The sequence below is a fragment of the Streptomyces olindensis genome, assembly GCF_040645895.1.
Classification (GTDB): domain Bacteria; phylum Actinomycetota; class Actinomycetes; order Streptomycetales; family Streptomycetaceae; genus Streptomyces; species Streptomyces olindensis.
The window spans coordinates 242,553-254,126 of the sequence record NZ_JBEYZD010000001.1; the positions used below are offsets into that span (position 1 = coordinate 242,553).

Here is an 11,574-nt window from a genome sequence, read left to right on the forward strand (position 1 = left end):
GGTACCGGCCCCGGACGGGCGTGCCCACGGCCCTCACACGGGTACGAGAACCGCACCGGCCAGATCGATGAACGCCTGGCCCGCCGGACTCATGGCACGCTCGGCCGACCAGGCCAGGGCGATGCGCGCCCGCAGGCCCGGTGCCGAGATCTCCACGCCACGGATCCGGCTCCCCTGCCGCCGGACGAACGGGGCGGGCAGGACCGCCGCCCCCAGTCCGCGCTCGGCGAGTTCCACGAGCCGCTGCGGGTCCCCGACCTCCATGGTGACCCGCAGCGGGATGCCGGCGCTCTCACACGCCTCCTCCAGCATGGTCCGCAGACCGGTGCCGCGCGGCAGACAGAGCAGCGGCCGCTCGCACAGCTCCGCCAGCGACACGGCCCCGCGCGCCGCCAGGGCGTCCTCCGGCGCCATCCCGGCCACGGCCGGCTCGTCCACCACGAGCCGGTGGTGCAGACCCTCCGGCGGCTTCGTGGCCACGCCGATCAACGCCACGTCCAGGTCCCCCGCGTGCAACCCGGCCGCGAGCTGGTCGGAGGGCGCCTCCACCAGGCGTATCTCCACCTCCGGGTAGCCGCGGTGGAAGTCCGCCAGCAGGTCGGTCACGGGAACCGACGAGCAGGACGTGACGATGCCGACGGAGAGACTGCCGCGCACGAGCCCGGCCAGTTCGTCCAGCGCCAGCCGGCCCCCCGACACCGCGTCCAGCGCCGCCCTGGCATACGGCAGGAACGTCGCCCCCGCCTGGGTCGGCCGCACCTCGGGCCCGGAGCGGTCCAGCAGCTGCTGCCCCAACTCCCGCTCCATACGGCGTATCTGGGAACTCACGCCGGGCTGCGCGACATGCAGACGCTCGGCGGCCCTGGTGAAACTCCGCTCCTCCACCACCGCGAGGAAGTACTCCAGCTGGCGCAGCTCCATAACCATCCCTTCTGAGCGGCAGTCGATCACGTTATTGGACCGGCCGGAAGCCGCGCGACCACGATGACCATGCCGGACGACAGCACACACCAGCAGGTCAGGGAGGCGTGAGGGCCGCATGAACTCGCATAGGCATGATGCCCGTTACCCCGCGGCCGGAGACGACCCCGTACAGGTCGTGACCGAGCTGTGGTGCGAGGTGTTGTCACTGCCCGAGGTGAACCCCTCGGACAATTTCTTCGACCTGGGCGGGCATTCCGTGCTGCTCCACGCCGTCCAGGAAGGGCTGCGGGCCCGCCTCGGCCGCGAAGTGCCCCTGGTCGACCTGTTCCAGTACCCCACGGTCCGCGCCCTGGCCGCCCACCTCGCCGCTCCCGCCCGGCCCGCCGGTGCCGCCGGAACGGGCCCCGCGCCCGGCGGTCGGCTCGCCCGCGTCGAGGCGGGGCGCCGGCGAGGGACAGCCGAGCCGTTCGCGCGGGCCTCCCGGCACGCTGAGGAGGACGAGGACTGGTGATCCACGACAGCGACGACCCCACGCGGGGAACCGGCCGGCACATCGCGATCATCGGCATGGCCTGCCGATTCCCCGGCGCCGACAGCCCCGAGGCGTTCTGGCGGAACCTGGCCGACGGAGTCGAGTCCATCACCCGTCGCGCCCCCGAGCCCGTGCCCGGAGCCCGCGCCGACGGCACGACCGAGCAGTACACGCCCGCGCGCGGCCTGCTCAAGGACCCCGAGTGGTTCGACGCACGCCACTTCGGCTACACCCCCAGGGAAGCCCGGCTCATCAGCCCGCAGCACCGCCTCTTCCTGGAGTGCGCGAGCGAGGCCCTGGACAGCGCCGGCCAGGATCCCGCCCGCAGCCGCCACGTCTTCGGCGTCTTCGGCGGGGGCACCGACATCGGCTACGCGCAGACGCTGCGCGAACGCCGCGCCGAGCTTCCCGCCGTCACCGACTGGGAGATCCTCCTCGGTTCCGCTCCCGACTACCTCGTCTCCCGCGTCGCCTACAAGCTCGGCCTCACCGGCCCGGCGGTCACCGTCCAGACCGCCTGCTCCACCTCGCTGGTCGCCGTGCACATGGCGGCCCGGGCCCTGCTCGCGGGGGAGTGCGACGTCGCGCTCGCGGGAGCCGCGGCCGTGCACGTCCCCGCCAAGGAGAGCCAGTACACGCCCGGCGGCATCATCTCCGCCCGGGGCGAGTGCCGCGCCTTCGACGCCGACGCGGACGGCACGATCGGCGGCGACGGCGTCGGCGTGGTCGTCCTGAAGAGACTGGCGGACGCGCGGGCCGACGGCGACCGCGTCCTCGCCGTCGTGCGCGGCACCGCGGTCAACAACGACGGGGCCGAGCGCATCGGCTACACGGCACCCGGCGTCTCCGGCCAGGCCGCGGTCATCCGCGAGGCCCAGCTCGCCGCGGGGGTCGACGCGGAGAGCATCGGATACGTCGAGGCCCACGGCACCGCCACCCCGCTGGGAGACCCCATCGAGCTGACCGCCCTCACCCAGGCGTTCCGCCGCGACACCGACCGCACCGGCTACTGCTTGATCGGCTCGGTCAAGACCAACATCGGGCACACCGACGCCGCCGCCGGGGCCGCTGGGCTCATCAAGACGGTCCTCGCACTGCAGCACCGCCAGGTACCGCCGAGCCTGCACTTCGACAAGCCCAACCCGCAGTTCGACTTCGACGCCAGCCCGTTCCGCGTCGCCGCGCGCCTCACCCCCTGGCCGGCGTCCGGCGGGCCGCGGCGGGCCGCGGTCAGCGCGTTCGGCATCGGCGGCACCAACGCCCACGTCGTCCTGGAGGAGGCGCCACCGCAGTCCCCCGGCGAGCCCCCCGTGAGCCGCGCGCACCTCCTGGTGCTCTCCGCCGACACCCCGACGGCTCTGACCGCGACGGCCCGCGGGCTGGCCGGCCGGCTGCGTGCCACGGCCGCCGAGACCACCCCGTCCGACGCCGAACTGGCCGACACCGCCTGGACCTTGCAGACCGGACGCCGCGAACGTCCCTGCCGTGCCTACGCCGTGGTGCGCGACGCGGACCACGCCGCGGCGATCCTCGCGGACCCGGACACCCCGGGCCTGGTCACCTCTTCCGCCCCGCCCGAGCCGCCCCCGATCGCCTTCCTGTTCTCCGGAGCCGCCGGGCTGCGGCCGTCGCCCGAGCGCTACGCGGCCGAGCCCGGCTACCGCGAGGCGGTGGACGCCTGCCGGGCCGCGGCCGGCCTGAGCGCTGACGCCCACGAGGACGTCCTGCGCCCCGCTGCCGACAACGGCTCGACGACCGCCCTCGTGGCGTCCTTCGCCCACGAGTACGCCCGGGCCATGACATGGATCCAGCGCGGCATACGGCCCGGCACCGTCCTGGGCACCGGCCCGGGCACCCTGGTCGCCGCCGCCGTGGCCAAGGCCCTGCCCGTCACCGACGCCGTCGGCATCCTCCTCGGCACGACGGCACCGGCGCCGGGCGTGGCGCTCGCCTCCGAGGCCTCCCTCACCGCCGCGTTCGCCGCCGGCCTGCGGCCGCCGAAGGTGCCCGTCGTGTCGGCCGCCCTCGGCCGCGCCCTCACCGACGGGGAGGTCACCGACCCCGGCCACTGGGCGCGCGCCGCGCTCTGCGAGGACGAGACCCTCATCGGCCGCGCACTGGCACACCTGCTGGGCGGAGCCCCGCGGATCCTGCTGGAGGCGTCCGGGCACCGGCGGCTGCTCACCCTGGCCGCCACCCGCCCCGAACGCACCGACGACCACCTGCTGCTCCCCGCGCCCCCGCCCGCGGCCGACGACACCACCGCCGCCGACACCGCCGCCGAACTCGACACCCTCGGACGGCTGTGGCTGACCGGAGCGGCGGTGCGCTGGCACCACGTGCACGGCGGACGGTTCCGCAGGCGGGTACCGCTGCCGGCGTACCCGTACGAACGTGAGCGTTTCCTGGTCGAACCCGCCGGGCGGCCCACGGCCGAGGACACCGCGGCCGCCGACGCCGCTCCGAACCCCCCGACGCCCCCCGACCCACAGGACACCGGCCGCCCCGAGGTGCTGCCGACCCTTCTCGGCCTGTACGCCGAGATCCTCGGGTTCGCCGAGGTGAACGCCTCGGACGATTTCTTCGACCTCGGCGGCGACTCCCTCGTCGCGGCCCGGCTCGTCGAGCGGATCCGGGAGGTGTTCCCGGTGGACATCGACGTCCTGTCGGTCTTCGAGGCCCCCGAGCCCGCGGCACTCGCCTCCACCATCGAAGCCCTCCTCACCGCATGAGCCCCCCGAACCGCACGCCACACACCCCGAGGTGTCCCATGCCCGAGAGAAACCCGGCGCCACGCTGGCTGATCAGCCGCCGGGAACGTCCCGAAACGGTGCCGAACCTCTACGTCTTCGCCCACGCCGGCGGATCGGTCGGCGAGTACCTGATGTGGGCCGACGACCTGCCCGGGCTGCGCGTGTGGGGCGTTCAGCTCCCCGGCCGGTCCTCACGCTTCGCCGAAACCCCCTACGACCGGCTCGAACCGCTCGTCGACGACCTGACCTCCCAGGCCGACTTCCGGAGCCCGAGCGTGTTCCTCGGGCACAGCTTCGGCGCCCTGCTGGCCTACGAGACCGCCCGGGCCCTGCACCGCGCGGGCCGCCCGGGCCCGGACCACCTCCTCCTCTCCTCCTGCCCGCCCCCGCACCTCCTCGGCACCGGCCGCGAGGGGCGCACGCCCCTGACGGACCTGTCCGACGACGACCTGCTCGCGGCGGTCGAGGAGCGCTGGGGACCGCTGTCCGAGCAGGCCCGCACCGACCCGGGGCTGCGCCGCATGGTGCTGCGCACACTGCGCTCGGACATGAGCGTCCTGGAGGCGTACCAGCACCGGCCCGGACCGCCCCTGACCGTCCCGGCGACCCTCCTGTGCGGGGCCGAGGAGAGCGCCCGGCTCGGCCTGGACGGCTGGAGCGAGCAGCTCGGCCGCGTCCGGGACCGACGCGTCCTGCCCGGGGGCCACTTCTACTTCCGCTCCGACGCCGAGCCCCTCCTGGACGTCATCCGTGCAACGGCCCGGTCCCTGGCCACCACCGCACAGACGGGAGCGACCGAGCGATGCGCCACCTGACCTTCGGCCGGCGCTGCGGCCTGAGAGTGTCCGCCTGCGCTCTCGGCACCGTCAACTTCGGCACCTCCTGGGGAGGAGGCGCGGAGGAGAAGGAGGCCCGCGCCGTCTTCGAGCGGTTCGCGGACGCCGGCGGCACCTTCATCGACACGGCCGACTGCTACCAGGACGGCCAGGCGGAGACCCTCCTCGGGGAGTTCCTCACCGCCCGGCGGGACCACTTCGTCCTGGCCACGAAGTACTCGTACGGCCTGAGCGCGGACGACCGCGGCCCGCAGACGACCGGCAACTCCCGCGGCGCCATGATCCGTTCACTGGAGGGCAGCCTGCGCCGGCTGCGCACCGACCACGTGGACCTGTACTGGGTCCACTTCCCCGACACGCTCACCCCCGTGGACGAGATCGTCGCCGCACTGGACGACCTGGTACGCGCCGGGAAGATCCGTTACGGGGGCCTGTCGAACTTCCCCGCCTGGCGCGTCGCGCGGGCCGTCACCCTCAAGGAGCTGTCCGGCCGGAGCCCGGTGGTCGGCATCCAGACCGAGTACAGCCTCGTCGAACGCACCGCCGACCGGGAACTGCTCCCCATGGCCGAGGCCCTGGGGCTCGGAGTGGCGCTGTGGGGACCGCTCGGCGGCGGGCTGCTGACCGGCAAGTACCGGCACAGCCCCGAGGGGCGGCTCACCGACTGGCAGGGCCGCGTCCTGCGCACCGAGTCGGACGGCCACCGCACCGCCGTGCTCGACGAGCTGCTCGCCGTCGCCAAGGAGGCGGGCGCGCCGCCGGCCCGGGTCGCGGTCGCCTGGCTGCACGCCCGGGCCCGCCGGACGAACGCCGCTCAGGTGCCGGTCATCGGACCGCGCAGCGTCGCCCAGCTCGACGACTACCTCGCCGCGCTGTCCCTGGAACTCGACGCCGAACACCTCCGCCGGCTGGACGCCGTCAGCGCCCCACCGCTCGGTTCGCCGCACGAGATCGCGCTCAGCGCGCGCGGAGCCGTGCTCGGCGGGGACGCCGACCGGGTCGGCCCGCCCGCCCTGCCGGTCCCGTGACCGCGCCCCCACCGGCGTCGCGGCGCTCCGCGTCCGCCGGGCCGGACGAGGACCGGGACCGCGCCGCGCGCCTCGTCGGCGTGTGGCGGCTGGTGTCCTTCCACACCCTCGCCCCCGACGGCTCCGTCAGCCCCGGCCCGCTCGGGGAGCACCCCGAGGGGCTGCTCTTCTACAGCGACGGAGGCCACGTGGCCGTCCACATGATGCCCGCCGACGGCCCTCCGCAGTACCTCAGCTACGCCGGGACCTGGCACCTCGACGGGGACCGCGTCGTGCACACCCTCACGGTCGCCGGCCGGACCGAGTGGCTCGGGACCGGCCAGGTCCGGCGGCTGGAGCTGGACGGCGACCTGCTCACGCTCACCGGCCAGGCCCTGTCCAGCCCGGACCGGCGGGTCCTGGTCTGGCAGCGGACCGGCGGCCCCGACGTGCTCTGACCGGACGCGGAACGACCTCGTCCGCACACCTATGGAGGCATGACATGGAACGGTCTTCCGACCGGCACTCGACCGACGCGGCCGCGCAGGCCCCGAGCGTCGCCGGCATGTACGACTTCTACGCGGGAGGGGAGCAGAGCCGGGACGCCGACCGGCAGGCCGCCGCGGCCGCGATGGCGGCGCTCCCCGGCCTCGACGTCGCCGTGGCCGCCAACCGGGCGTTCCTGCGGCGAGCCGTGCGGCACGCCGCCGAGCGTGGCGTCACCCAGTTCCTCGACATCGGATGCGGCTACCTCGCCCCCGGCGACGGGAACGTCCACGACGTCGCCCGGCGCGTCGTCCCCGACGCGCGCGTGGCCTACGTCGAACTCGACCCGGCCGGCGTGGCGCACAACCGCGCGCTGCTGCGGGACACCCCCGGAACGGTCGCCGTACAAGGCGACTTCCTGAAGCCGCACGACATCCTCACCGACCCCGAGGTGGGTGCCGTCATCGACCTGGACCAGCCGGTGGCGCTCCTGCTCGTCGCCGTCCTGCACTTCATCGAGGACAAGGACGACCCGTGGGGGAAGGTCGCTCAGCTGCGCGACGCCCTCGCGCCGGGCAGCCACCTGATCGTGTCCCACGCCTACATCAAGCCGGACACCGGCTCCGGCCCCGATGCGATCAAGGGGGTCTACCGCACGTTCGGCTCCTCCCTGCAGAACCGCGGGCCCGACGAGACCGGCCGCTTCCTCGACGGCTTCACCCTGCTCGAACCCGGCCTGACGGCCATGGCCGACTGGCGTCCCGACCCCGACACGGAAACCGAACACCCCATGAGCCACACCGGAGTGGTCGCCGTGGGCGTCAAGCCCTGACCGACCGCAGCCCTTCCGACCCCGTCTTCAACAGCTCACGTCCCACAAGGAGTTCGCCCCGATGCCCCACAACCCGCAACAGGGCAGCGAAACCGGCTTCGACGTCATCGTCGTCGGCAACGGCGCCCTCGGCTCGTCCGCCGCCGTCGAACTGGCCCGCCGCGGAGCCTCGGTCGCGCTCATCGGCCGGGCCCACCGTCCGTACGCGGCCTCGACCGCGGCCGGCGCCATGCTCGGCTGCTTCGGCGAGGTGACCACCGCCCTGCTCGACAACGCGTACGGACAGGCCAAGTTCGAGCTGGACCTGCTCGCCAAGGACGTCTGGCCGCAGTGGCTGGAGAGCATCTCGGGCGGTGTGTCCGACGGCCGTGACCTCCTCACCGCGACCGGCACCACGGTGCTCCTCAACAGCGTCGGCACCGGCAGCATCGACACCGACAACTTCCAAGCCATCCGCGCGACGCTCGAGAAGCACGACGAGCCCTACGAGACGGTCGACCCGAAGGACCTCGACTGGCTCGACCCCGACCCCAACTCCCGCCCCCTGCAGGCCCTGCACATCCCCGGGGAACACGCCGTGGACTCCGGCCGGCTGCTGCTCAGGCTGGAGCGGACCGCCCGGGACCTCGGCGTCACCCTGGTGGACGGCCACGCCGCGTCCGTGATCAGCGACGGCGACCAGGTGCGCGGCGTCGTACTGGAGGACGGCCAGACGCTCACCGCGGGGCAGGTCCTGCTCGCCGGCGGAGTCGGCACACAGGACATGGTCGACTCCGTTCCCGGTCTCGGTGACTGCATCCCGCGGCTCGTCGCCGGATACGGGGTCTCCGCCCTGGTCACCACCGAGGACGGCACCCAGCCCCAGTCGGTGATCCGCACCCCCAACCGCGCGTTCGCCTGCGGTCTGCACATCGTCCCGCGCAGCGCGGGCCAGGTCTATGTGGGCGCGACCAACATCATCAGCCCCCGGCCGCTGGCCGACCCGGTGATGCGCGACATCCTGTTCCTCCTCGAATGCTCCCACCGCCAGATCCGCCGCAACCTGTGGACGAGCACCGTCGTCCGGGTCAACGTGGGCAACCGGCCCATTTCCCTCGACGGATTCCCGCTCCTCGGCGAGACCCCGCTCAGCGGCCTGTGGATGATGACCGGCACCTACCGGGACGGCCTGTTCCTCTCGCCCGTGCTCGCCAAGGAGTTCGCCCGCCGGCTGCTCGGCGAGGAGCCCGCCCTCGATCTGGAACCGTTCGCCCCCGAACGGGCCCCCCTCCAGGGCGTCTCCCGGGAGTCCGTCGTCGACACCACCGTCGAGCACACCCTGGCCACCGGCTACGAGCAGCACTGGCGGGTGCCCACCGACTGGCAGGAGTTCCTGGACGTCGGCCTCAAGCCCATCTACGCCGAGTGGGCGAGGGAACTCGACGCGGACTTCACCCCGCAGCCCGACCTGCTCGCCGCCGCGCGGCTGGAACCACAGCTCGTGACGTGGCTGCGGACCTACTACGACAACTGCCGCGCCCGGTTCGGCAAGCCGGCGGACACCAGCCCCACCGCCGGCGACCTGGTGGACGAGGCCGCCGAACTCCTCACCGCGGCACGGGTCCCGGCCCCGCGCGCCGACGCCCTGGCCCTGGCCGCTCACGCACTGACCGGCTTCTCCCCGGAAACCGGCGCCGCGACGCCGGTGACCACCGAGGACTCCGAGCGGTTCCGGTCGCTCGTGGCACGGCGGGCACAGCGGGAACCACTGGAGTATCTGCTCGGCCGGGCCCGGCTGTTCGACCTGGAACTCGAGGTCGGCGCCGGTGTCTTCGTCCCGCAGCCGCGCACCGAGACCCTGGTGACCGAGGCCCTCGCCCGGTGCGAGGCCACCCGCCCCCGGGTCGTCGACCTGTGCACCGGTTCCGGGGCCGTCGCCCTCGCCGTCGGGGCGCAGCGCCCCGACGCCGTCGTCACAGGGGTCGACAACTCCGCCGACGCCCTGCGGTGGGCCAAGCAGAACGGCGAGACGCTGCGGTCCCAGGTCAAGGCCGAGATCGACTTCGTCGAGGGCGACATCGCCGACCCCGGCCTGCTCGCCGCTCTCCACGGTGGCGCCGACCTGGTCACCGCCGTCCCGCCGAACTACCCCGACCGCCTCCAGATCGTCCCGGAGATGTCGGTGTACCAGCCCGCGACGGCCGTTCGCTCCGGCTGGGACGGACTGGACGCGATGCGCTCGGTGGCCGCGACCGCGGCGCGGCTGCTCAAGGAAGGCGGAGTGCTGGCGGTGGAGCACCACGACGCCCTCGCCGACGCGGTGATCGAGATCGTCGAAGAGGCCGGATTCGATTCCGTCACCAGCCACACCGACCAGAATGGACACCCGAGGTTCGTGATCGCCCGGCGCGCGGCGGCCTGACCACCGGTGCCCCTGACCGGGTGTCAGACCCGGTCGGGGGCACCGCCGCACCGCGCGCCGCCCGCACCACCGAGAAGCCCGCCGGCCGGCCCACGTCCGGCTGAGCCCGCAGGGAGAGGAAGAGTCGCTGATGCGCGACAGCTCGTTACGCGCTACGAGACGGGAGTGGATCGGCCTGGCCGTGCTGGCGCTTCCCTCCATGCTCGTCACGATGGATCTCACGCTGCTGCACCTCGCCGTGCCCCAGATCAGCGCCGATCTGGACCCCAGCAGCTCGCAGTTGCTCTGGATCACCGACATCTACGGCTTCGCCGTCGCCGGTTTCCTCATCACGATGGGCACGCTGGGCGAACGCGTGGGACGACGGCTGCTGCTGATGCTGGGGGCCGCCGCCTTCGGCATCGCCTCCGTCCTCACGGCCTACGCCGAGACCCCCGAGATGCTGATCGTGACCCGTGCCGCCCTCGGCGTGGCGGGAGCCTGCCTGGCCCCCTCGACCCTGTCGCTGATCCGCAACATGTTTCCGCTGCCCGCACAGCGCACGACCGCCGTCACCATCTGGTCGACGAGCTTCATGCTGGGCGGGGCCCTCGGCCCGGTGGTCGGCGGGGTGCTCCTGGAGTTCTTCTGGTGGGGCTCGGTCTTCCTGCTCGCCGTGCCGGTGATGCTGTTGCTGCTCGGACTCGGCCCCGTCCTGCTGCCGGAGCACCGCGATCCGCACGGCGCCCGCGTCGACCTGCTGAGCTCGGCCTTGTCGTTCGTCGCCGTACTGGCCGTGATCTACGGCGTGAAGGAGATCGCGAAGCACGGCCCGGCCCCCCTTCCCGGCGCGACCGTCCTGGTGGGTGTGGCCGTGGGCTACGTCTTCGTCCGGCGCCAGCGCACGCTGACCCACCCCCTGCTGGAGATGCGGCTGTTCACCGTCCGCGCGTTCAGCGCGTCGCTGACCACGCTGCTCGTGACCATCATGTTCCTGATGGGCGTTCAGTTCCTCATCGCGCAGTTCCTGCAGAGCGTGGTGGGGCTCTCGCCGCTCCAGGCCGGGCTGTGGATCCTGCCCGCCGTGCTCTCGGGCATGGTCACCGCACTGGCCGCCGCCGGCATCGTGCGCAGGATCCGGCCGGCCTACGTCTTCGCCGCCGGCATGGTCGTGGCGGCCGTCGGCTTCGTCCTGCTCTGGGGCGTCACTGCGGATTCCGGCCCGGGCCTGGTGATCGCCGCCTCGGTCCTGATGTTCGCGGGCCTCACCCCGGTCTCCGCCCTCGGCGTCGACCTCATCGTCGGCGCCGCGCCGCCCGAACAGGCCGGACAGGCCTCCGCGATCTCGGAGACCGCCAACGAGTTCGGCGGCGCGCTGGGGATCGCCCTGGTGGGAAGCCTCAGCGCCGCCGTGTACCGGAACAGCATGTCCGACACGTATCCCGACGGTGTGCCCGCCGGCGCGGACGACACGCTCGCCGCCGCGCTGGAGGCCGCGGCGCGACTGCCGGGCGAGGCCGGCGAGCGCCTGGCGGACGCGGCCCGCGCGGCCTTCGCCCAGGGCCTGCAGGCCAACGCCTGGGTGGCCGCGCCCCTGATGCTCGCCATGGCCCTGGGGGCGACCTACCTGCTGCGCCGGGTGAATCCCGCCGCGCACGAGGAGGAACCGGAGCACTCGGAACTCGCGGCCGACGCCCGGTGATCACCAAAGAACTCCTGCACGCCAGTGCGCAGTCGGCTCGACCGAGAACCTGCTGCGCGCGGCCGTGGCCCGGCTCGGCGGGGGCGACCTGGAGGCGGCGGCCGGCTACTCCCTCGGCCTGG

Annotated in this window: 9 protein-coding genes; 8 read left to right on the forward strand and 1 reads right to left on the reverse strand. The window is 73.6% G+C overall.

From position 1 onward, the window contains the following. Window positions 1-33 precede the first annotated feature (33 nt). A complete protein-coding gene (locus ABZ948_RS01100; RefSeq protein WP_359756095.1) occupies window positions 34-921 on the reverse strand; it encodes a LysR family transcriptional regulator in 888 nt (295 codons plus the stop codon). Window positions 922-1,099: 178 nt separating this feature from the next. On the opposite strand from ABZ948_RS01100, the gene ABZ948_RS01105 reads away from it, so the two are divergent. The 8 genes from ABZ948_RS01105 to ABZ948_RS01140 all read left to right on the forward strand — a co-directional run bounded on the left by ABZ948_RS01105 (window position 1,100) and on the right by ABZ948_RS01140 (window position 11,452). Continuing rightward, window positions 1,100-1,435, forward strand: a complete 336-nt coding sequence (locus ABZ948_RS01105; RefSeq protein ID WP_359756097.1) for an acyl carrier protein — start codon at window positions 1,100-1,102, stop codon at window positions 1,433-1,435. Then, window positions 1,432-4,188 carry a type I polyketide synthase gene (locus ABZ948_RS01110; protein WP_359756098.1) on the forward strand — a complete coding sequence of 919 codons (2,757 nt, stop codon included), beginning with the start codon at window positions 1,432-1,434 and terminating at the stop codon, window positions 4,186-4,188. Before ABZ948_RS01105 ends, ABZ948_RS01110 begins: the two co-directional genes overlap by 4 nt. A 38-nt stretch (window positions 4,189-4,226) precedes the next feature. After that, a complete protein-coding gene (locus ABZ948_RS01115) occupies window positions 4,227-5,024 on the forward strand; it encodes a thioesterase II family protein (protein ID WP_359756100.1) in 798 nt (265 codons plus the stop codon). Then, window positions 5,012-6,073 (forward strand): aldo/keto reductase, encoded by a 1,062-nt coding sequence (locus ABZ948_RS01120; protein ID WP_359756101.1) that lies wholly within the window; start codon window positions 5,012-5,014, stop codon window positions 6,071-6,073. Before ABZ948_RS01115 ends, ABZ948_RS01120 begins: the two co-directional genes overlap by 13 nt. Then, complete coding sequence (locus ABZ948_RS01125) at window positions 6,070-6,510, forward strand: lipocalin-like domain-containing protein (RefSeq protein ID WP_359756103.1); 441 nt, start codon at window positions 6,070-6,072, stop codon at window positions 6,508-6,510. Before ABZ948_RS01120 ends, ABZ948_RS01125 begins: the two co-directional genes overlap by 4 nt. 44 nt (window positions 6,511-6,554) lie before the next feature. Continuing rightward, complete coding sequence (locus ABZ948_RS01130) at window positions 6,555-7,370, forward strand: SAM-dependent methyltransferase (protein WP_359756104.1); 816 nt, start codon at window positions 6,555-6,557, stop codon at window positions 7,368-7,370. A gap of 61 nt (window positions 7,371-7,431) precedes the next feature. Further along, a complete protein-coding gene (locus ABZ948_RS01135) occupies window positions 7,432-9,771 on the forward strand; it encodes an FAD-dependent oxidoreductase (protein WP_359756105.1) in 2,340 nt (779 codons plus the stop codon). A gap of 130 nt (window positions 9,772-9,901) precedes the next feature. After that, window positions 9,902-11,452 carry an MFS transporter gene (locus ABZ948_RS01140; RefSeq protein ID WP_359756106.1) on the forward strand — a complete coding sequence of 517 codons (1,551 nt, stop codon included), beginning with the start codon at window positions 9,902-9,904 and terminating at the stop codon, window positions 11,450-11,452. Window positions 11,453-11,574 lie beyond the last annotated feature (122 nt).

Excerpts from the sequence above, each read along its gene's own strand:
- ABZ948_RS01135 (WP_359756105.1), top strand. The coding sequence starts at position 7,432 with ATGCCCCACAACCCGCAACAGGGCAGCGAAACCGGCTTCGACGTCATC.
- ABZ948_RS01120 (WP_359756101.1), top strand. The coding sequence starts at position 5,012 with ATGCGCCACCTGACCTTCGGCCGGCGCTGCGGCCTGAGAGTGTCCGCC.
- ABZ948_RS01140 (WP_359756106.1), top strand. The coding sequence starts at position 9,902 with ATGCGCGACAGCTCGTTACGCGCTACGAGACGGGAGTGGATCGGCCTG.
- ABZ948_RS01130 (WP_359756104.1), top strand. The coding sequence starts at position 6,555 with ATGGAACGGTCTTCCGACCGGCACTCGACCGACGCGGCCGCGCAGGCC.
- ABZ948_RS01100 (WP_359756095.1), bottom strand. The coding sequence starts at position 921 with ATGGAGCTGCGCCAGCTGGAGTACTTCCTCGCGGTGGTGGAGGAGCGG.
- ABZ948_RS01115 (WP_359756100.1), top strand. The coding sequence starts at position 4,227 with ATGCCCGAGAGAAACCCGGCGCCACGCTGGCTGATCAGCCGCCGGGAA.